18 protein-coding genes are annotated in these 21,183 nt (G+C 38.5%); 7 read left to right on the top strand and 11 right to left on the bottom strand.

All coding sequences use genetic code 11. The annotated features are described in order from the left end of the window. Positions 1–74: 74 nt before the first annotated feature. Positions 75–1,439, top strand: a complete 1,365-nt coding sequence (locus tag CA2015_RS13740) for a sigma-54-dependent transcriptional regulator (RefSeq protein ID WP_048642424.1) — start codon at positions 75–77, stop codon at positions 1,437–1,439. Here the strand turns inward: CA2015_RS13740 and CA2015_RS13735 are convergent. From CA2015_RS13735 to CA2015_RS13710, 6 genes are all read right to left on the bottom strand, one after another. Continuing rightward, entirely contained in the window at positions 1,436–3,985 is a 2,550-nt protein-coding gene (locus CA2015_RS13735) for an ATP-binding protein (RefSeq protein WP_048642423.1), read from the bottom strand. The genes CA2015_RS13740 and CA2015_RS13735 overlap by 4 nt on opposite strands. Positions 3,986–4,335: 350 nt before the next feature. Further along, positions 4,336–4,971: a DUF2189 domain-containing protein gene (locus tag CA2015_RS13730; RefSeq protein ID WP_048642422.1), complete on the bottom strand. Its 636-nt coding sequence runs from the start codon at positions 4,969–4,971 to the stop codon at positions 4,336–4,338. A gap of 34 nt (positions 4,972–5,005) precedes the next feature. Continuing rightward, on the bottom strand, positions 5,006–6,373 hold the full coding sequence (locus CA2015_RS13725) for a cystathionine beta-synthase (protein ID WP_048642421.1): 1,368 nt from the start codon (positions 6,371–6,373) through the stop codon (positions 5,006–5,008). Between the two features lie 106 nt (positions 6,374–6,479). Further along, positions 6,480–7,403 (bottom strand): aspartate carbamoyltransferase catalytic subunit, encoded by a 924-nt coding sequence (locus CA2015_RS13720; protein ID WP_048642420.1) that lies wholly within the window; start codon positions 7,401–7,403, stop codon positions 6,480–6,482. Positions 7,404–7,408: 5 nt separating this feature from the next. Continuing rightward, positions 7,409–7,957, bottom strand: a complete 549-nt coding sequence (pyrR, locus tag CA2015_RS13715; protein WP_048642419.1) for a bifunctional pyr operon transcriptional regulator/uracil phosphoribosyltransferase PyrR — start codon at positions 7,955–7,957, stop codon at positions 7,409–7,411. A 50-nt stretch (positions 7,958–8,007) separates the two neighbouring features. Continuing rightward, positions 8,008–9,597: a hypothetical protein gene (locus CA2015_RS13710; RefSeq protein WP_048642418.1), complete on the bottom strand. Its 1,590-nt coding sequence runs from the start codon at positions 9,595–9,597 to the stop codon at positions 8,008–8,010. Between the two features lie 360 nt (positions 9,598–9,957). Between CA2015_RS13710 and CA2015_RS13705 the strand changes: the two genes are divergently transcribed. The 4 genes from CA2015_RS13705 to CA2015_RS13690 all read left to right on the top strand — a co-directional run bounded on the left by CA2015_RS13705 (position 9,958) and on the right by CA2015_RS13690 (position 13,585). Beyond that, a complete protein-coding gene (locus CA2015_RS13705) occupies positions 9,958–11,613 on the top strand; it encodes a DNA polymerase/3'-5' exonuclease PolX (protein WP_048644524.1) in 1,656 nt (551 codons plus the stop codon). Continuing rightward, positions 11,610–11,897 (top strand): hypothetical protein, encoded by a 288-nt coding sequence (locus CA2015_RS13700; RefSeq protein ID WP_048642417.1) that lies wholly within the window; start codon positions 11,610–11,612, stop codon positions 11,895–11,897. Before CA2015_RS13705 ends, CA2015_RS13700 begins: the two co-directional genes overlap by 4 nt. A gap of 2 nt (positions 11,898–11,899) precedes the next feature. Then, complete coding sequence (locus CA2015_RS13695; protein WP_048642416.1) at positions 11,900–12,559, top strand: YiiX/YebB-like N1pC/P60 family cysteine hydrolase; 660 nt, start codon at positions 11,900–11,902, stop codon at positions 12,557–12,559. A gap of 78 nt (positions 12,560–12,637) precedes the next feature. Beyond that, entirely contained in the window at positions 12,638–13,585 is a 948-nt protein-coding gene (locus tag CA2015_RS13690; RefSeq protein WP_048642415.1) for a sugar phosphate isomerase/epimerase family protein, read from the top strand. A gap of 3 nt (positions 13,586–13,588) precedes the next feature. Here the strand turns inward: CA2015_RS13690 and CA2015_RS13685 are convergent, their stop codons facing one another. From CA2015_RS13685 to CA2015_RS13665, 5 genes are all read right to left on the bottom strand, one after another. After that, a complete protein-coding gene (locus CA2015_RS13685) occupies positions 13,589–14,188 on the bottom strand; it encodes a DUF4202 domain-containing protein (protein ID WP_048642414.1) in 600 nt (199 codons plus the stop codon). 574 nt (positions 14,189–14,762) lie between these two features. Continuing rightward, complete coding sequence (locus tag CA2015_RS13680) at positions 14,763–15,203, bottom strand: PIN domain-containing protein (protein WP_048642413.1); 441 nt, start codon at positions 15,201–15,203, stop codon at positions 14,763–14,765. Beyond that, the gene (locus CA2015_RS13675; RefSeq protein WP_048642412.1) at positions 15,200–15,403 is read right to left on the bottom strand and encodes a hypothetical protein; all 204 of its coding nucleotides are present in this window, start codon (positions 15,401–15,403) and stop codon (positions 15,200–15,202) included. Before CA2015_RS13675 ends, CA2015_RS13680 begins: the two co-directional genes overlap by 4 nt. Before the next feature lie 69 nt (positions 15,404–15,472). Next, positions 15,473–15,973 (bottom strand): META domain-containing protein, encoded by a 501-nt coding sequence (locus tag CA2015_RS13670; RefSeq protein ID WP_157470474.1) that lies wholly within the window; start codon positions 15,971–15,973, stop codon positions 15,473–15,475. A 436-nt stretch (positions 15,974–16,409) separates the two neighbouring features. Continuing rightward, positions 16,410–17,582 (bottom strand): IS4 family transposase, encoded by a 1,173-nt coding sequence (locus CA2015_RS13665; RefSeq protein WP_048640497.1) that lies wholly within the window; start codon positions 17,580–17,582, stop codon positions 16,410–16,412. Positions 17,583–17,784: 202 nt separating this feature from the next. Here CA2015_RS13665 and carB point away from each other — a divergent pair, with 202 nt between their 5' ends. Next, complete coding sequence (gene carB, locus CA2015_RS13660) at positions 17,785–20,604, top strand: carbamoyl-phosphate synthase large subunit (RefSeq protein ID WP_048642410.1); 2,820 nt, start codon at positions 17,785–17,787, stop codon at positions 20,602–20,604. A 195-nt stretch (positions 20,605–20,799) separates the two neighbouring features. Beyond that, positions 20,800–21,051: a DUF4834 family protein gene (locus tag CA2015_RS13655; protein WP_048642409.1), complete on the top strand. Its 252-nt coding sequence runs from the start codon at positions 20,800–20,802 to the stop codon at positions 21,049–21,051. Positions 21,052–21,183: the final 132 nt, after the last annotated feature.

Below are 21,183 nucleotides of genomic sequence, written 5' to 3'. Positions count from 1 at the left end.
CGTTTACTAAAAAGCACTGATTGTGAAATCGGTGCTTTTACTTTATATTTAAACTTTAATGGGTATTATTTTATATGGCGAAAATTCTTTTAATTGAGGATGACCTTACCTACTCTAAAATCATAAGTAAGTTTTTAGAGAAGAATGGATACGAGGTGATCAGTAGTGCAAAAGTAGCTGACGGACTTAGTTATTATGAAAAGCATCAAGTTGATTTAATCATCACAGACTACAGATTACCTGATGGGACAGGTATGGAAGTTTTGGATAAAGTATTGTATGATCGTCCTGAATTGCCTGTAATTTTGATTACAAATTATTCAGACATTAGAACAGCCGTAAAATCCATGAAAATGGGGGCTTTTGAATACATTACCAAACCAATCCACCCTGACGAACTTCTACTTACTGTGCAGCAGGCTTTAAAAAACGAAAAAAGTCCAAGGCCTGCTCAACAAGCTAGTAAATCCCTTCCTAAAGGGGATAAGCTTTCCGAATTGGATTACCAAATCGGGAAAAGTAAAGAAGCCCTGCAAATCGAAGAACACATCGGACTGGTGGCCCCTACTGACCTAAGTATTATAGTACTAGGCGAAAGCGGTACAGGTAAAGAATACATTTCTAAACGAATTCATCAAAAGTCAAAAAGAGCCAATGGGCCCTTTGTTGCTGTAGATTGTGGCGCATTATCCAAAGACCTTGCTGGCAGTGAACTCTTTGGTCATGTAAAAGGTGCCTTTACCGGTGCCATAGACCATAAAACAGGTCATTTCGAAAATGCCAATGGCGGAACAATATTTCTGGACGAAATAGGAAATTTAAGCTACGAGATTCAAATCAAGCTTCTGAGAGCTATTCAAGAGCGGAAAATCAGAAAAATTGGTGCCAATAAGGACATTTCAGTAGATGTACGAATCATCACTGCTACCAATGAAGATCTTCAAGACTTGGCCAAGCAAGGTTTATTTAGAGAAGACCTTTTTCACAGATTAAATGAATTCAGTATTCGTGCTCAACCTTTAAGAGAAAGGTTAGAAGACCTGATGTTTTTTTCTAAATTATTCATGGAAAAAAGCAATATAAACCTAGACAGGAATGTCGAGGGCTTTAGTTCTGAAGTAGAAAAAATATTCAGAGAATACCATTGGCCGGGGAATCTCCGTGAACTTAGAAACATCATAAGAAGAGCGGTTTTGCTAACTGGTGATGGCCTTATTCAAACAAAGGTAATCCCATCGGAACTTCTGGACTTTGAGCCCTTTCAGCCCATCGACATCAATTCAGCTAAGGACCTGAAAAGTTCATTTGAAGACCAAGAGAAAGCCCTTATAATTAAAACGCTCGAAGAAATGCGCTTTAATAAGTCCAAAACGGCCAAAGTTTTGAACATGGACCGAAAAACTCTTTACAACAAACTTGAAAAGTATGGATTGGACTAATCGGCCATAGCATATCCAAACTGAGTTGCCAGATCCTCCAAAAGAGTGTTGATTTTTTCTGTCAACTCCCATACTTTTTCCTGAACATTACTGGTATTGCCCCTTTTCAAGTCATTTTCAATTGCTATTGCAAGGTTTCTATATTTAAATTTCAACTGCCCCAGTCGACTTGATAGTTGGTGAGCAATGGCTTGAACTTTTTTGTAATCCTTTTTGTCACAGGCTTTGTTTATCCTAATTAAATCTAAACCTGTTTGGGTATAAAACCCTTCAATCACCTCTTTAAACAATGTTTCATCTCCCATGCAGAAACGTCTTATGTCCTCTAGGTCATAATCTCCCCTATCAGTACTTCCTTCAGTAGGTTCAACATAAGGGCTTAACTTAGCCGGCTCAATATCCAATACTTCTTCTTGAGCGGGTTTGACAAACTCGAGGATCTTCTTTACTAGATCGGTCTCATTAAAAGGTTTTAATAGCAAGCCATCGAAACCTTCTTTCATCATACTCTCCCTATCTTGGGTAAAAACATTGGCTGTCATGGCCAGTATGGGTACTTCTTTGTATTTTTCCCTACTCCTTATTTCATTAAATACCTGATATCCATCCACTTCAGGCATTTGAATATCCAAAAGAATCAGGTCAAAATCATCCTCTTCAAATTCCTTCATAAATTCCACCCCTCCTATATAAGAAATCACCTCTGCCCCTAAAGAATTGAGCAATAGGGTGGCAAACTTTAAACCCATTTCATCATCATCCACAAGAAGTACTTTTAATCCTTCCATTCTTTCAGGCACGGTTGTCAGCATAGGGCTTTCTTCCTTTTTATCCAGCAATGTGGTAGGAATTGAAAGGGATACTTTTGTCCCTACTCCAGGTGTGCTCTCCACACCTATTTGTCCTCCTTGAAGGTCTACAAGCTTTTTCACAATAGCCAATCCTAGCCCGGTACCTCCATATTTTCTTGATATGGTTCCGTCGCCTTGGTTAAACTCTTTAAAAAGATTGGATTGTAGTTTTTCATCCATCCCCATACCTGTATCCTCCACATCAACCAAAAGGTTGCTCATTTCATCTACAGACACTTTCACAGAAACTTTCCCTTCCTCTGTAAACTTTACTGCATTGGACAATAAATTATTCATTATCTGATTAATCCTCAGGTCATCTCCAAGCAAAAATTTGTTTTTAGGAAGCAAGACTGAAAATTCAAGTGAAAGACCATTGTCCAATGCCTTCTGTTTGAAAAAAGAATGAATGTCTTTAAAAAATGATTCTGGATCTATAATCCTTTTTTCAAGTTTAATTTTCCCAGCTTCAAGCTTAGAAAAATCAAGAATGTCATTGACTATTCCTATTAAAGTACCCGAAGCAAATTGGATCATTCTCACATACTCCGTTTGTTCTTCCTTCAAGTTGCTCTTGAGCAGTGCCTCATTGTATCCTTGAATCACATGGAGTGGATTTCTGATTTCATGGCTCATGCTAGCCAAAAAGTCCTGTTTCGTTTTTGCAAGGTTATCAGAACGCCTTTTAGCTTCGGCAAGTTTCTCCTGATAAACTTCTGATTTCTTTATTTCTCTTACGATACTAAAAATAAAACCTGATGAACCCACCACTCCAACGGCTATTATAATGCCCAATAATATGGAGAGCTTATAGGTTAATTCATAAGCAGAATCGTTTTCTGCATTTGATTTTAATAGCGATTCGTTTTGGAGTGAGGTGACTATTCCCTGAATATTCATTATCAGGGTTCTGTTTTTTTCATTTAGCTCTTGTTCCAGTTCACTGAGTCTGGATCGAAGGTATTGCTCTTCATTATTGATATCCGACACCATCTGTCTAACGGTATAAATAATAGAGTCTGAGCTTATCGGAACATCGTCATCCACTGGATTTATACGGTTGAGATTCTGTCTTAAAGTACCCCTGATTTTATCCATGTCCTCCTTCCCGTCTCCAGCCAAGGTTCCTGCAGCAACTACGTCTTTACTTCTGCCGGCAGGTGTTTTTTCAGAGGAAGCGCCTTGATCCCTACGAGCTGAAGGATCTATACCAATTCTTATTTTTCCTAAATTCTGTAATCTGCTTAACTCTTCTTTTCGCTTTATTTTCCTTTCAATATTATAAAGTGCTTCATTGCTGAAATTCCTATTGTAGAGACTCTTCTTCACATCCTCCAGACCTTTATAAACCACCATTAATTCATTGACACTGTAGCTGATACCTCTTACCTTTTTCAATTCTGAAGAGTCGGTAACAATTGCTTCCAGCTTTTTTATTTCATTTTGAATCTGGTTATAATAATCAAAGTTATGAGCAGTGTCTTCTTCTACAAATACACTTCTGGATTTATCAAGTTGATAAATATCTGCCAAAAGCTGATTAAGGTTTCTTAATTTCTCATTGGGGACAGACAAAGACTCTACCGATTTCAATAATTTTGTAACACTAAAGTAAGTAACAGCTCCTACACCCACAATCAGGCAAATACTTAGAAAGAAACCGAGAATTACCATTATCCTTGCATTGAATCTCATAATCAGGGTTTGTTTTTAAAAGAATTCATAGCATCAAACTAATTGTAATGATTAATCTATTTAAACCAAAGCAGGCAATAACTATTCCCATTACCTCGAGCAATCACTTTAAGGCCATTCCATCTCCTACTTTCACCATAGTCCCTATTGAGGACTAGACAAAAGCATAAAAACAGCTTTATTTTCTTCTGATCACTGCACTTTCTGAAACAGGTTAGTGAATACTACTGATTTATTTGGCTTCAAATACAAATTAAGCCTTTAAACCTTTGAAAATGAAGGCCTTTTTAAAAAATCTCAATAAATAGTGGTATAAAAAACAAAAAAAGAGATACCAAATCTCAAATGCATCACTCCTCTTCAATAGGCAGACCTTGACTCAATCCTTCAAAAACATGGTAAATAGCATAATAAGTAACAGGAATAGTGATCACTAAGCCTACACCAAAGGCCAATGCCCCAATTAAATTCATCAGAGCTAAGGCCAATCCGAATACGAAAAATTTGCCCCACTTTTTATGAATGATTTTTCTACTGTATTCCAACGATTGCCAGAAATCCAACCCAGAAAACAAAGTAATCAAAACACCAAACATATAGGCTACCATCAGGTAAATCCCTGGTAAGATCAGAGCAAAAACCCCCAATACGGTAATAACTTGCCCCACTATCCAAACCAAAACTACTGGTAGGTAATACCTGAACCCCTTGAAAAAATCGGGGTAAATAACTGTTTCATTTAGGCTGACTTTATTTGCCACTAAATAGAAGCCTGCAAAAAGTGGCCCTGCCAGAAAAAATGAGAATACAAAGATATAATCTTCCGCATAGTACATAAACAAGAACTGGAGCGAAAGAATTAAAAGGGTAAAAGAGATGGAATATATAGTCACCTTGCGATAGGTTTCCCATCCTTCTTTTAGCGCTTCTACAATGTCAAAATCAAAATTTCCTTCAACGATCCGATCTAAATGTTTTTTGTCCATATTGATTTATCTATGCTGTATGCCTTATTAATTATTACTTGGTGATAGCAGCCAAAATATCATGTTTAGTAATGATATGAACGCGGTGCTTTTCGTCCCTTACCAAAACCGCCTTTTCTCTTTCTACCATAGATGAGAGAACATCCAATGTACTATCTAGGGCTACAAATTTCATAGAATCTTCCATCACCTCTTCTACTTTTGCGTCTTTTAATGCTGGATTTTCAATTATTTTCAACAAAAGCTTATTGTCTGTAAGACTGCCTACCACTTGCCCCTCCTCCATTACAGGAATCTGAGAAACGCTCTTGTCATTCATAATGGCAATCGCATCCTTGATTTTATCATTCTTATTTACAACCACCAATTGATATCCTTCCGTTCTTAAATTCACAATATCTCTAGCAGTTCCAAAGGCTTTGTCTTCCAAAAACCCATGATTTCTCATCCAATCATCATTGTAAACTTTGCCTAAATAACGGGTACCGTGATCAGGTAGCAAAATCACCATTACATCACCTTTCTTAAGATTCTCTTTAGCATATTCAAGTGCCCCATGAACAGCTGAACCGCAAGACCAACCCACGAATAAACCTTCTTCTCTAGCAAGTCGGCGGGTCATCACGGCAGCATCCTTATCCGTGACCTTTATAAAATGATCAATAACAGAAAAATTTACATTTTTTGGCAAGATATCTTCTCCTATTCCTTCAGTCAGGTAGGGATAAACCTCATTTTCGTCAAACTCTCCAGTCTCTTTGTATTTTTTAAAAACTGATCCATAGGTATCTATACCTACTGAAACCACTTTCTCAGATTGCTCTTTTAAGTATTTGGCCGTGCCGGACATAGAACCTCCCGTACCTACTCCTGCAGCAAAATGTGTTATCTTTCCTTCAGTATCCCTCCACACTTCAGGGCCGGTAGTTTCATAGTGAGCTTTCCAGTTGGACTGGTTATCGTACTGGTTGGGATAGAAGGAATTGGGTATGTCCTCATTTAATTTCTTGGCCACCGCATAATAAGACCTTGGGTCCTCTGGAGACACATTGGTAGGACAAACAATAACTTCTGCTCCTACTGCTCTTAAAATATCAATCTTTTCCTTTGACTGTTTGTCAGCCATGGTAAAGATACACTTGTATCCTTTGGCAATTGCCGCAAGGGCAAGTCCCATCCCGGTATTCCCACTTGTTCCTTCAATAATGGTTCCTCCAGGTTTTATAAGCCCTTCATTTTCGGCATCCTCCAACATTTTTACTGCCATTCTATCCTTCATGGAATTGCCTGGATTGAAGTATTCTACTTTCACTAATACTTCTCCTTCTATACCTTTATTTAGTTTATTCAACCTGACTAAAGGGGTATTTCCTATCGTTTCAATAATTGAATTGTATATCATGGATTTATTTTTAATGAAATATAATACAAAAGGACATGTGAGTGTAAAACAGCCCTAAAGCAAACTTCTCAATGGAATGCTAAAATCAACATTTGAATGAATTGCACTAACGTACTCCTGCAAGCAAATACAATACCGCCATTCTGATGGCCACACCATTTTCTACTTGTTGTAGTATGATGGCATGTTCAGAATCTGCCACATCAGAGTTTAGTTCTACCCCTCTATTGATTGGTCCCGGATGCATCACTACTATTTCTTTATCTAAACGATTTAGAAGCTGTTTGTTGATCCCGTAGTACAAAGAATATTCTCTTAAAGAAGGGAAATATTTTATTTGTTGACGTTCTAGCTGTATCCTTAACACATTGGCCACATCGCACCATTGCAATGCTTTAAACACATCATGCTCCACTTTCACACCTAAATCGGCAATGTATTTGGGCAGTAATGTGATAGGACCGCAGACCATCACCTCTGCCCCCAATTTCTGTAGACAGAAAATATTGGAAAGCGCAACCCTGGAGTGTAAGATGTCACCTATAATTGCCACTTTTTTCCCAGCTACATCACCAAGTTTTTCACGGATAGAAAAAGCATCAAGCAAAGCCTGTGTAGGGTGTTCATGGGTTCCATCTCCTGCATTGACGATATTGGCTTTGATGTGCTTGGACAAAAAATGAGGCGCTCCTGGACTGGAGTGCCTCATCACGACCATATCAACCTTCATGGCCAATATATTATTTACAGTGTCTATCAGTGTTTCCCCTTTTTTTACGGAGCTACTGGCTGATGCGAAATTCACAACATCTGCGGAAAGTCTTTTTTCTGCTAACTCAAAGGACAGTTTTGTCCTGGTAGAATTTTCAAAGAAAACATTGGCGATTGTTATGTCTCTTAGGGAAGGCACCTTTTTGATTGGCCTATTCAAAATGTCTTTGAAATTATCTGCTGTATCAAAAATCAATTGAATATCTGCCGGACTCAGGTCTTTAATTCCCAATAAATGTCTGGTACTAAGCTGCTCCATTGGTATTAATTACTTTCTTTTTCAGTGATCCAAATGGCATCCTTTTCAAATCCTCTAGATTGCCACTCTACACTTACATATTGGCTTTCCAGTGTATTGACCTGCCTGCCGCAGTAATCGGGTTGGATAGGGAAATCTCTGGTGAATTTTCTATCGATCAACACCATTAATTCCACCTTTTGGGGTCTCCCAAAGGCTATCATCGCATCCATAGCTGCTCGGACAGATCTACCTTTGTAAAGAACATCATCTACCAAAACCACCTTTTTATTTTCAATTAAAAAATCAATTTTAGTTTCATTTGCCCTTAAGGGAAGATCTCTTCTCCGGAAGTCATCTCTATGAAAGGTGGCATCAAGATATCCATATTCCAAAGAAATATTTTGGATTTCCTTCATGCGCTGAATGATTTTATCCAGCACCAAAGCACCTCTTGGCTGAAGCCCTAAAAGGACCGTATTATCAAAATCATCATGGTTTTCTATCAATTGATGACAAAACCTGCTGATGGTTAGCGATATCTGGGTCTGGTCAAGAACAAGTCTTTTTTGCATGATTAAAATTTGAGGCAAATATATAAATTATTTATTGGGGCTTAATGGCTCTATATAAAATCATCCACTTTTATTTTGGTGAAAAAATTCACCTCTCGACTTTTTTCCCTTCCATCTTCACCCTGATACCTTATCCTTTGTTTACCACTAAGTAGGTAATAATTGTCATACCACCAAATGAGCTGTAGGCTACTTTCCCTGGTTTCAGAAATTCTTTCATTTTCATTTATAAGCTCTATTGGGAAGGGCTCGTTTTCCATTACCACTTCACCTTTATTGATTTGACTCAACATCAACTCCTTCTCATCAAGGTACATGTAGAACAAACTGTTTCCATCAAAAACCACCTCTCCAAACTTCATGGGCTCAGCCCGGTTTGCATTTTCTAAACTAAGTGAATTGTCCCATACAATATCGCCCTCTTCATCCAATAAAATAAATTGAGCAGCAAGGAACTTGTACTCGTCCAATGTTTGTGAACTTCGAAAGCGAGGATCTAACCACAAAGGGTTATACATTCCCCCATAGCCCCCCATCATTGGATTCAATCTATAAAAGTTGCTTGCATACATCCCATCTCTGGGTACATACTTGGAAGAAGAGGAAATAAAATGGTCATTGTATACAAGGTAATAACCATCTAAGGCCTGAATCTCTCGGGTGACTAGCACATTTCTAATTGGGGTGTTTTTGCCTTTATCAAGCCTTTTCTTTATTCGTTTCCACCTATTATCACGTGCTTTCTCCGGTAGATAATTGTAGAAATTTTCAAAATCAGACACATTGTAGAACCTGTTTGTATATTCTCCGAACTCATTAATTTTAGTAAAGTACAAACCTTGATAGGCTTCTTTTTTCTTCAATCCATAGGGCCCAATCAAAGCTTGCTTGTAATTGGTAGAGGAAGTCAAAAGACCTTCAACAATCTCCATGGAGGGATTTCCTAAATCCTCAATCTTAACCTCCCTTAGCTTGTTGCCATTGGTGTCATAGGTCAAAATTGAAACAATTTTATTTTTGTAGGAATCCCTTCTACTCATTACCACATCAAAGACATTCAACTCAGGATCTTTTCTCATTTGTAAAATCCTCGCATCCTTTTCAAAAAGCCCAGGTACAGTAATCACTTCTTTGGAGACAATATCGAATATCTGAATTACGGGACGGTAATCGTATTTCCCCATAAAAACCGCCTTTCGATTAAACACCAGAAAATCCTGAAGCTCCATTTCAAGAATACTGGAAAGCTCGATCTCTGCCAGTTTTCTATTCTCAAGGTTTATTTCAAATATCGCTTTCTCCTCGTTGTATTGAGATCCTTTATCAAATAACACATACAACAAATCACGATCCAGGTCAAACCCTACCAAGGAATACAGATCTTCCAATTTCTTCTCCAGAGGTCCTTCCCCTTTCAACTGATAATCAGTAGTAAAATATTGAAAAACATCCTTTCTAGCAAAAGGCGTTTCAGGCTTCATTCTAAAGCCTACCAAACCTCCTTCTCTAGGCAATACAAAAAAATCTTCATCTGACCAATGGGTCTCCACCTCAAACCTTTGCGTGAACTGAACTTGTGCAAGAGCCCCTCCCACCGATATCAGGTAGCCAATTGTAAATAATAGGATTTGTTTTAACATTCCTTAAGGGTTTTGCTGTAGTATACAATACCAACTTTACCTAACATTTAATTGTTCAGATTCAATAAGTGCTGTCCCATTTTCAATGGGAATTGTTTATGCCAGTTATCATTAGTTGGTATATTCTTGTATCCGGCACTTGTGTACCAATCGCTATTGGAAGAAATAGAACACAAATAAACCGACTGGAATTAAAGTAAGTCAATTTATCAATAGGATCGATTGATTTACACCATAAGATAAGACATATGATTTTATTTTGAAACAATTATTTAGGACATTTGTCGGGTACTCAACAGATCTCGAAACACCTTGGATAACAAACAAATTGTCAAGACCCTCAAATTAACCTTGCAATTGATGGAATTGCATGAAGAGAATGCATTTAAAATCAGGGGATATCAATCTGCCATCAACAGTATTGAAAGAGAAGGCAAGCCGATTGCTAACCTAAACCTGGACGAACTACAGAAATTCCCCGCTATCGGCAAAGGAATCGCAGAGGCCATCCTCGCTATTCAAGAGGCAGGTAGCCATGAGCTTTTGGATAAACTTCTGGAAGAAACTCCAAATGGGATTTTGGAAATTTTAGAAATAAAAGGACTTGGCCCCAAAAAGATCAAAACACTTTGGAAGGAATTAAACATTACTTCCACCCATGAATTAATGGAAGCCTGCCAATCAGGCCAAGTGGCAAAAATAAAAGGCTTTGGACAAAAGACCCAAGACAGTATCATACAAGCGCTTGAATACAAAGCCTCAAATCAGGGGAAATGGTTATATGCAGATATTGAACAACCAGCAAAAGAATTACTTGATCGATTGCGCGAAGCCTTGAGCCAAGATACTGTAGCAGTAGTAGGTGATTTTGAGATGGAGGCGGAGATTATTGATTGCATTACTTTTTTAATCGGCTCAGACAAACCTAGTTATTCTCTTGAAGCAATTAACAAGGTTGACGGGTTGATTCAGAACACGGAAAACTTAAGCCCTTACCGATGGGAAGGCAGAATGGAAAACCCTGATATCAAGGTTCTAATAACCCTGGCTGCTAAAAAAGATTTCATTAAACAAAAATTACTCAAATCATCTTCAAAGGTGCATCTTCTTCACCCCACAGAAAATGGCTTGCCACTTGGAGAATTGTTTTATAAAGGTACTTTTAAAACTGAAGAGGAAGCCTATAAAGAGGCCGGTTTACCATATATACCAGCACCTCTAAGAGAAGGTACAGGCGAATTGGACTGGGTAAAAACTCATTCCTTGGATGAATTATTGACATTGGAAGATCTTAAGGGACCCTTGCACAACCATTCCACTTACAGTGACGGCAAGCATAGCTTAAAAGAAATGTCAGAATTTTGCAAATCGGAAGGTTTTGAGTATTTCGGGATAGCCGATCATAGCCGATCTGCTTTTTATGCTAATGGCTTGGATGAGGACCGTATCCACCAGCAGCACAAGGAAATAGATGGGCTCAATGAATCTTTAAAGCCATTTCGTGTTTTTAAAGGTATAGAAAGTGACATCCTCACTGATGGTAGCCTTGATTATTCTGATGAAGTTCTGGCCACTTTTGATTATGTAGTTGCATCTGTTCATTCTGGATTAAGCATGGACATCAACAAAGCAACTGCACGCTTGCTCAAAGCCATTGAAAACCCATATACGACAATTTTAGGGCATCCTACTGGACGCCTTCTTCTAAGAAGAGAAGGTTACCCCATCGATCACCGTGCTGTAATTGATGCTTGTGCAGTCCATGATGTGGTTATAGAAATCAATGCCAACCCATGGAGATTGGACCTTGATTGGAGATGGGTAAGCTACGCAATGGATCAAGGTGTCATCCTGTCCATTAATCCTGATGCCCACGAAAAAGCTGGTGTCGCTCACATGAAATTCGGCGTAATTGCCGGACGCAAAGGCGGCCTGACAAAAGCCATGACCCTCAATACCAAAAGCGGTGATGAATTAGCCACTTATTTTGAAAATAGAAAAAAGAAAAAGCAATGAATACAAAGCAAAAAGGACCTGAGGATCTGCTAAAGCAATCCTTTCAGTCAGGCATGGTAGGTATCATTTTTGCATTGGTCCCATTGGTTATTAAAGCACTGTTTAATCCCGACATGCCTTATATGGGCTTGTTCACCGGGGTAGGTATAGGCTTACAGTTACTGGGATTAAGTCTGGCTGTATTGGTTCTACGTAGGAAGAAAATAAGTGATCCACAAAAGGATAAAGCAAAAAAAATGACTTTAATCCTAGCTGTATCCCTACTCTTTTTTATGCTGGCCTAACCATGAAAAATTCAACGACAGTAATTTTACTTGTTTTTGGTTTGCTATTCTTAGGCTGTGAGTCAAAACCCCAATGGAACAAGTGGCAGGCAGGTGACATCTTATTCCAAAATGGAGATTGTGGAGATTTTTGTGATGCCATTAAAAAAGTTACTGCTGGTTACAATGGCCATTCCTTTTCACACAATGGGATTCTAATAGAGGAAAATGGTAATTGGAGGGTATTGGAAGCGGTGAATCAAGGTGTACAAATCACAGCCCTAGAAGATTTCTTAAATCGCTATACAACTGAAGAAGGCAAGCCAAAAGTGCACGTCGGAAGGCTTAAGCCATCTTACCAAGACCTGATTCCAGATGCCATTGCCTTTGGAAAAACCCTAAAAGGAAAACCTTACGACCAGGCCTTTAATTTAGAAAATGACGCCTATTATTGTTCAGAGCTTATCCATTTCTCTTTTATGAACGCCAATGGTGGCTTGCCTATTTTCGACACTCCTCCGATGACATTTAAAGATCCAGATATTGGTAAGACTTTTCCTGTATGGGAAAAATATTATGAAAGGTTAGGCTTAGAGATTCCAGAAGGAAAGCCGGGGCTAAATCCTGGAGGCATGAGCCTTTCTCCTGTACTGGATATAATCTATAATTTTGAAAATCCTTAAGTTAAAATAAAAACTATTGATACAATAAATGCAAAATAGTAACTTGTATTCCATATTTCACAGACAAATAAGCCCCAAATGAACAGAAGATCTTCCGTAAAGAAAATAATGGCTGTAGCAGGAACAGGTATATTAACTCCGCAACTAGACTTTTTAAAAAATCTATTGCCGGACTCAAAGAAAGCAGCAGCTCCATCACCTTTTTACCTATTCACAAAAGCCCTCCAATGGCTTCCTTTGGAGCAGGTGCCTGAAACGGTCAAATCTTTAGGCTTTGACGGAGTTGATTTACCTGTAAGGAAAAATGGTTTTTTTAATACGGATGAAATAAAGCAAAAGCTGCCCATAATTGTCAGAAAGAGTGAAACTTTGGGCTTAAAGCGGCCGGTACTGACCACTGAAATGAACCTCAATCAAATGGCTGATATGGATGAATTCCTTAGGACCATTTCCGGCGAAGGAATCACCGATTACCGCATGGGCTATCTTCCATTTACCACCAAAAATATCATCAAGGAATTAAAATCCCTCAATGCTTCCATGAAGCAATTGGCTGAGTTGCACAAGAAACATGGGGTAACAGGCCATTATCAAAACCATGCAGGCACAAGAATAGGTGGTTCTGTTTGGGAAATTTACCATTTATTGAAAGACATCAACCCTGATCATATTGGGGTGCAGTTTGATTTGCGTCATGCATCTGTAGAAGGCTATCAATCATATGAAAATGTTTTCCACATGATCAGTGATCAAATAAGAAGTTTTGATTTAAAGGATTATGTCTGGGGGAAGGTTGATAACAAAGGTGACAGGCCGATTAATGTTCCCTATGGAGAAGGAAATGTGAAATTCGAACTTTTACAAGAGCACCCAGGATTTATGGGCAGTCTTCCTAAAATCCTACATTGTGAATACGACTTAGGGGGAGCTGAGCATGGCCACAAGCACCCAACCATGAGTAAAGAAGCCATACTTTCTGCTATCGCTAAAGATGTAAAAGTTTATAAAACAGCAAAATACAAATAAAGCCTAAGCCAAAGCCTTGTTAATCAAAGCCAATGCTCGCTCTGAGTGGTTTAAAGACAAGGCTTTTTCATGGCCTTTTGGAGACATCTTTTTCCAGGTTTTCTGTAAGATGTCAATGAGTTTTTCTTCCTCATTTTCGTGCTTCGCAATGAAGTCATCAAAATAGTATTTTAAAAACACCAGACATACCACATCCTCGAGCGCCTGTGTCTCAGGGTCTGATTTCAATCTGCGTTTGTTAATTAAATCATCAATTTTTTGTAATGCGGAAGCGTCATAACCGCTGCTTTGCAAGATTTCCCTGGCAAGATTGGCATGAAACCCCTTGAGGTTGGTTCTCCATAGCAAATAGCCTTTTCGGTCCATAGGATAGGAATCCCTTGGAATTTCCCAACGCCGAATATGCTGACTTCTCGCAGCTAGCTTTAATACTTCATTTGCTTCCGGGTAAGTTTCTTCCATCATGTCGGCCATCCGCTTCCCATACAACAGCTCTTTGGGCACTTTATCCCCTTTTACTTCTTCCAGGTTCGGATCTTCCGCGTTGGCGGCATCAATTTTTGCTACTGCTGCACCATAGTCACCGGTTTTAACATTTCTCATAACGCTTTCTTTTACCAATAAGCTGTTTACTTTATAAAATTTAAACCCGGTCTATACCACAGGAATCGTAATAAGCAGGGAAACCCTCAAGAAAATCTCCAAATAGCAATGGAGATTTATATTGAATTGGTTTTTCTATGTATAAGATAGCCTATTGTATTGTTCGGATTTATCCCAAAAATAGTTGAAATATCATCCTCATCAAATAGCTAGCAACGGTAAAAGATACCCGATTTCATAAGGGGGACATAATGGTTAATTGTTAATGGGGTAATGGTTAATTCAATAATTGTTAATGGTTAATGTGGTAATTGTAAATTAACATTTGATAATTAATAATTAATCATTAAAAATAAACGCTTGATTTGGAGGAAGCATTGAAAAGCCCGAACTGGGTGTTGTTTGCAACTACATCCCAGGTGTCTGATTGTTTACGCAAACGAGGCATTTATAATGCCGGGAACAAAAGGCGTTTCGGTAAGTGCTATGCTTACCTCGCATGGTTTTCTAAAGGATTAAAAACCTGACCGAGAAGAAAACCTGTAGACTGTGAAAATGAAGATCAATGTAAATTTCAGCTTCTATCCCTAATTACTTCTAGGTCTGCAGTATTCACAGCCCAATCAATTTTTTGTAGCCTCAATCCCTTTGCGAGTTTTTTGTCACCCGTCCAAAGAGAAGCTCCTAACGCTAAGCTCAATGCAACAAATGGAGCATCAAACTCATCTATTGGAGTGGTCATCTTGATTGCTTTCTTCCAGAAGAGATCGCTTATCAATTCCAAATCAATAAATTCAATTTTTTTTAAAACCATTCTTTTCATGAAAGAAAGGTCTTGTTCAGAATAGGCTGATAATTTTAAAAGTTTCTGATGATGGTGTGCCAATTCTTCCAATAAAAAAGTGGGCGTAAAGAAATCAAAAGTTCCAGAGGAATTTAGCAGAATATCACTAATTGACCCATTTGGTGTCAGGAGAGCACTGAAAACTATCTTGGTGTCAACAACAACTTTCACTTGAGGAATTTTTCCTTATTTTGATCCCACCAAGATGATTTTGAAACCATATCCAGCTTATCAATTTGTATTTGACTGGCTTTACTTTTTGACGCGATTCCCCTGAACCTAATATAGTCCAAAATGCGTTGTAAGCCCACTAGGTCAGTTTCTGAGGGAACCCGAATCAAAATCTCTTCATTTGTTCTTTCGATCTGCATATTTAAATATACTCAAAATCTTTAAATAAAGTTTTATTTAAAGATTGTTTTGGTAATTAAAACTACCACTTATTGGGGTTTGAATAGCATGAACTTTTGTGAATCGTAGTAGAGGGCCAACCCCTTGGGAGATAGATTAAAATCGCTAGAATTCTTTAATGATTCGGTGTACATCGGGCTGTCATGTATTTCTCCCGCAAACGATTTCAATCCAAATTCTAGAATTTTCAAACTGCTGTCGATTTCAGAAGCTTCATATTTCCCAGCCATCCCGTTCGCATAGGTAGTTCCTGAAAATTCACCATTTGTAAGAAATGTAATTGTATAACTATTTTCATTGGTGGGTTCTGTTAATCTTAACCTCTCCCGTCTCCCATCCACAAATCCGATCAGTTTCCACTGGGTGCCAACAAAAGGAAGAGACGCATAGTCAGGGTTGTCTTGGATTTCACTTAAGCGGATCTCGCCCTCCGGTAATTCCTCGTCCTGGCATCCGCCGAGAACCGGTAAAAGAAAAACCATGCCTACCAAAACCATCCATCTACTTTTAAAACCTACTACGTTCTTCATCTTAATTAAATTTTGAATGTAAACCCCACCTGGGTAAAAAGAAAGGATTAAAAACACATTTAAATATATAGTTTACATTTTCGTTTTCATAATCCTTCGGTCTTTTTCTTTTAAGACGCAAGCAACCGTGTAAACGCTACAAAAAGCTATGAGAAAGCAACTTAATTGGATAATTGTTAATGGAATAATTATTAATGGTTAATGGGGTAATGGTTAATTCAATAATTGTTAATGGTTAATGAGCTAATTGTTAATTAACAATTGATAATTAACAATTAAATAAACGCTTGATTTGGCGGAAGTATTGAAAAGCAACATAAAGACGATTGCTTCTATTGAGCACAAACAAAAAATATTAGTTCAATGCTGTCCTAAATAATTTTTGATTTATCATTTGGTCTGTATTTGGATAGCAATTAGGCATCTTTTAAGTAGCTTAAGAAAACAGAACCCCCTGTACTACATTCTGGGGTGGTTTGTCGGGTTCGATAAATGGACTATCAAGCCATTTTTGCAGTTCGATTTTAACAAAAATATTGAGCCGGATAAAGGCGACCAGATTGGATAGGTGCCACCCGAATTTTGCTGTTGCCTTCATGACTTTGAGTAGAAGGATGGTGATCAATGCCGTCCATATCTGGATCATTACCGCATTTTTGGAGGTCCCGATAAAGGTTTTGATATGCAATAGTTGTTTAATGTCCCGAAAAAACACTTCAATTTCCCATCTTGATTTGTAGAGGTCCCCAATGGTCTGCGCTGCCCAAGCAAAGTTATTGGTAATCAGTTCTATGGTCTGCCCGTTTTCCTCATCCCACACAGCCACTCTTCTAAGCCTTCCAAAATATTTGGCTTTGGACTGTGGGTTGGTCAGTTCGATTTCTTCGTCTTTGAGCACATGCTGGGCGGTTGTTGTGGGAAGTTCCCGTTCTTTGATGGAACTGAAAGCAAGGTTGCCTTTGTGTCTGATCACGAAGAACACCCCCTTGCTGTCCCAGACGTTGAGCATAGGGAAGTCATTGTAATACCGGTCTGCGACGATCACCGACCCTTTTTCCAGGGGGATGTTGTAAGCTCCCTTATTGTCACCGACACTCCCTTCGGTAATATTCACGTAAACAGGGAGTTTACCGTCATATTCCAGCAGCGTATGCATCTTTACAGCTCCCTTTTTGGTACGGAAAGTAGCCCAATCAAACACCGAAAGGCAAAGGCTAATCACTGTGGCGTCCAGCAAATAAACAGGAACCTTGATCCTGAGTTTGGACCTCTTGACAGATGCCTGCTGTCCTAAACTTCCCAACAGTGAATAGTAAAGGTCCCTGAAAAGATCCGAATCCCTTCGTTTGTTTTGATAGCTGATACTTGATTTGGATGGAGCTTTGGTAATGCCAAGATGGTTAAGGTTCCCAGTGGCAGACCGAAGCCCATTGGAAATATCCCTTACCGATGTGCTTTTGGCAAAATGGCAGAACAACATCGAAACCAGATGCGTCCAGCTGTCAAATCCCTTGCAACCCTTATCTGTTTGCTTTTCTTTTACCAATTTCTTGAAAATTGAACGGTCAATCTTTTTAATAATCTGTGAAAACAATGTAATATTACACATGAGAGGTTCTTGTTTTTTGGTGCAAACCCAAAATAACTATTTTGGGCAAAAAATGGGACCTCTCATTTTTTATTTAGGACGCTATTGATATTAGTTGTGATTTGAATAGCGTAAAATTAAGAATTCACGTGGATGTTCAATAAATTTGATTAATTTTGCCCCAATTTAGCCAATAGTAAACTATTTCAAAACATAATCAAGCATGCCAAAAGACAGTAGCATCAAACATGTACTTATTATCGGAAGCGGCCCAATTGTAATCGGGCAGGCTTGTGAATTTGATTATGCAGGATCCCAGGCTTCCAGGTCTTTAAGGGAAGAGGGCATAAAAGTAACCCTTATCAATTCCAACCCTGCAACCATTATGACCGATCCGGTGACTGCAGACAATGTATACCTTTTGCCACTTGAGAAAAAATCGATCATTAAAATTTTACAAGAGCATCCGGACATTGACTGTGTACTCCCCACCATGGGTGGTCAAACGGCTCTAAATTTGGCAATTGATTGTGACAATGCTGGTATCTGGGAAAAATTCGGCACCAAAATGATAGGTGTTGATATCGACGCTATTGAAACTGCCGAAAACAGGGAAAAATTTAAGGCTTTAATGGAAGAATTAGAGGTTGACGTATGTATTGGTCGTACAGCTACCTCCTTTTTGCAAGGCAAGGAAATTGCCCAAGAAATTGGCTTTCCATTAGTTATCAGGCCTTCTTATACTCTAGGTGGTACTGGAGGTGGATTTGTAGACGGTCCTGACAATTTTGAAAAGGCATTAAGTGCTGGACTTCAAGCTTCACCTACCCATGAAGTACTTATAGAACAAAGTATTCTTGGATGGAAAGAATACGAATTAGAGGTATTGAGAGACAGTATAGGAAATATGGTGGTGATATGTTCTATAGAGAACTTTGACCCTATGGGAGTGCATACAGGAGATTCTATCACTGTAGCTCCAGCCATGACATTGCCTGACCCAGTATTCCAACGAATGAGAAATTTGGCCATTCGAATGATGAATGGCATTGGGAATTTCGCAGGAGGTTGTAATGTTCAGTTTTCTGTAAGTCCCGATAATCAAACTATCATAGGTATTGAAATTAACCCTAGGGTATCTAGATCATCGGCCCTTGCATCAAAGGCTACAGGATACCCTATAGCGAAAGTAGCAGCTAAGCTTGCTGTGGGTTACAATCTTGATGAATTAAAAAATTCAATCACAGGAAGTACCTCTGCCTTTTTTGAACCTGCGATAGATTATGTGATCGTGAAAATTCCACGTTGGAATTTTGACAAATTCAAAGGTTCTGATAGAAAACTAGGACTTTCCATGAAAGCTGTAGGTGAAGTGATGGGCATTGGAAGAAACTTCCAGGAAGCCCTTCAAAAAGCCTGTCAATCTCTGGAAATCAAGAGAAATGGCCTAGGAGCAGATGGAAAAGAGCTCAAAAACCAGGATGAAATATTATATAGTTTAGCTAATCCAAGCTGGAACAGGCTTTTCCATATCTATGATGCTTTCAAGTTGGGCATTTCATTCCGAACAATTCAAGACCTGACGAAAATTGACAAATGGTTTTTGAAGCAGATTGAAGAGTTGGTTCACCTAGACAATACTCTTGCCAAGGAAACACTACAAAGCATCAGCTTTGATCTGATGAAAACAGCCAAACACAAAGGGTATGCCGACAGGCAAATTGCCCACCTATTGGGTTGTATGGAAAGTGAAGTCTTTAATAAAAGACGGGATGAAATGAACATTAAACGGGTTTTTAAACTCGTTGACACCTGTGCTGCTGAATTTGAAGCACAAACCCCTTATTTCTATTCCTCTTTCGGAGAAGAAAATGAATCAAAGGTTTCTGACAGAAAGAAAATTGTAGTACTAGGGTCTGGCCCAAACAGGGTTGGTCAGGGAATAGAGTTTGATTATTCTTGTGTACATGGAGTACTTGCAGCCAAGGAATGTGGTTATGAAACCATCATGATCAACTGTAATCCTGAAACAGTTTCTACTGATTTTGATATTGCTGATAAATTATACTTTGAACCTGTTTTTTGGGAACATATCTATGAGATCATCTTGCATGAGAAGCCAGAAGGCGTTATCGTACAATTAGGTGGTCAAACAGCCCTTAAATTGGCTGAGAAGCTAGACAAATACAATATTCCAATCCTTGGCACCAGCTATAGAGCACTAGATCTGGCAGAGGATAGAGGTAGATTCTCTAAACTTCTGAAAGAAAATGACGTCCCTTACCCTGAATTCGGAACCATTCATGGAACGGATGAGGCGCTAGAACTTTGCAAAACGATTGGTTTCCCTTTATTGGTAAGACCTTCTTATGTTCTTGGTGGACAGGGAATGAAAATTGTAATCAACGAAAAGGAGCTTGAAGAACATGTAGTAACTGTACTTCGCGATATTCCAAACAACGAAATCCTCCTAGATCACTTCCTTGAAGGTGCCATAGAAGCCGAAGCAGATGCTATTTGTGATGGTGAAAGTGTTTATATCATTGGGATAATGCAACACATAGAACCTGCCGGTATTCATTCTGGAGATTCCTATGCTGTATTACCTCCGTACAATCTTGGTGATCTCGTCATTCGTCAAATTGAGACGATTACTGAGAAAATCGCATTGGCTTTAGAGACAAAAGGATTGATAAACATTCAGTTTGCAATCAAAAATGATAAAGTTTATGTAATTGAAGCAAATCCAAGAGCCTCACGTACAGTTCCATTTATTTGTAAAGCTTATCAGGAACCTTATGTAAACTTTGCTACCAAAGTAATGCTTGGGGATAAGAAAGTTTCAGACTTTGATTTCAAACCTGTGAAAAAAGGATATGCGATCAAGGAACCTGTGTTCTCTTTTCATAAATTCCCGAATGTAAACAAAGAACTAGGCCCTGAAATGAAATCAACTGGTGAAGCCATTTATTTCATCGATGACTTGATGGACGATTTTTTCCTGAAAATTTATGCGGAAAGAAACCTATACTTAAGTAGATAAAACCAATATTAGACAAAGCTACCCGGACTAAAACTCAGTCTAGGTAGCTTTGCTTAATGTGCTTTTACTGCTCTTTGGATTGGTTTTTGTATTTTTTTTCGCTTAATATTGAATGCTAAGTGATGATTTTCCGTTATTGGATTAAGCACTTTGTTTTGCTTGAATCGAATTAGTGAGTTTTCAAAATTGATTACCATGATTTTAAAAATAATTATATTCTTTATTGCACTAGGCTGGGTCTTCTCTAGTTTGTTTAAGTTTTTTCTAAACAGTAAACTTAAAAAATTTGCAGACCAGGTTAAGGAAGCACAAAGGGAAGAAACAAAAAAAAGAAACCAACCTAAGGACGGTAATGTAAATGTTGATTTTGTCCCCAAAGACAGCAAAAAAAGGTCTGGCACCATCACTGGTGGAGATTATATCGATTACGAAGAAGTAAAGGACTAATCGAAAAAAATCTAAATACGGTCTCAACCTAAAACCATTAAACACTATCCGGAAATAGTGTCCCCATCATTATCCAAAGCTGTAATAACCTATTACAGCTCTTTTTAAACGCTTTCAAATAGCAGCCAAAAG

It is taken from the genome of Cyclobacterium amurskyense, from assembly GCF_001050135.1.
In the GTDB taxonomy this organism is placed as follows: Bacteria; Bacteroidota; Bacteroidia; order Cytophagales; family Cyclobacteriaceae; genus Cyclobacterium; species Cyclobacterium amurskyense.
Note: the sequence above shows the minus strand (reverse complement) of the source record. Positions and strands in the feature narration are given on the sequence as shown.

Bases quoted from the DNA above. Each gene is read 5' to 3' on its own strand.
- CA2015_RS13710 (WP_048642418.1), bottom strand. From the start codon at position 9,597: ATGTTAAAACAAATCCTATTATTTACAATTGGCTACCTGATATCGGTG.
- CA2015_RS13720 (WP_048642420.1), bottom strand. From the start codon at position 7,403: ATGGAGCAGCTTAGTACCAGACATTTATTGGGAATTAAAGACCTGAGT.
- CA2015_RS13705 (WP_048644524.1), top strand. From the start codon at position 9,958: ATGGAATTGCATGAAGAGAATGCATTTAAAATCAGGGGATATCAATCT.
- CA2015_RS13670 (WP_157470474.1), bottom strand. From the start codon at position 15,973: ATGAAGAACGTAGTAGGTTTTAAAAGTAGATGGATGGTTTTGGTAGGC.
- carB (WP_048642410.1), top strand. From the start codon at position 17,785: ATGCCAAAAGACAGTAGCATCAAACATGTACTTATTATCGGAAGCGGC.
- CA2015_RS13690 (WP_048642415.1), top strand. From the start codon at position 12,638: ATGAACAGAAGATCTTCCGTAAAGAAAATAATGGCTGTAGCAGGAACA.
- CA2015_RS13675 (WP_048642412.1), bottom strand. From the start codon at position 15,403: ATGCAGATCGAAAGAACAAATGAAGAGATTTTGATTCGGGTTCCCTCA.
- CA2015_RS13725 (WP_048642421.1), bottom strand. From the start codon at position 6,373: ATGATATACAATTCAATTATTGAAACGATAGGAAATACCCCTTTAGTC.
- CA2015_RS13655 (WP_048642409.1), top strand. From the start codon at position 20,800: ATGATTTTAAAAATAATTATATTCTTTATTGCACTAGGCTGGGTCTTC.
- CA2015_RS13735 (WP_048642423.1), bottom strand. From the start codon at position 3,985: ATGAGATTCAATGCAAGGATAATGGTAATTCTCGGTTTCTTTCTAAGT.
- pyrR (WP_048642419.1), bottom strand. From the start codon at position 7,957: ATGCAAAAAAGACTTGTTCTTGACCAGACCCAGATATCGCTAACCATC.
- CA2015_RS13685 (WP_048642414.1), bottom strand. From the start codon at position 14,188: ATGAGAAATGTTAAAACCGGTGACTATGGTGCAGCAGTAGCAAAAATT.
- CA2015_RS13695 (WP_048642416.1), top strand. From the start codon at position 11,900: ATGAAAAATTCAACGACAGTAATTTTACTTGTTTTTGGTTTGCTATTC.
- CA2015_RS13740 (WP_048642424.1), top strand. From the start codon at position 75: ATGGCGAAAATTCTTTTAATTGAGGATGACCTTACCTACTCTAAAATC.
- CA2015_RS13700 (WP_048642417.1), top strand. From the start codon at position 11,610: ATGAATACAAAGCAAAAAGGACCTGAGGATCTGCTAAAGCAATCCTTT.
- CA2015_RS13665 (WP_048640497.1), bottom strand. From the start codon at position 17,582: ATGTGTAATATTACATTGTTTTCACAGATTATTAAAAAGATTGACCGT.
- CA2015_RS13730 (WP_048642422.1), bottom strand. From the start codon at position 4,971: ATGGACAAAAAACATTTAGATCGGATCGTTGAAGGAAATTTTGATTTT.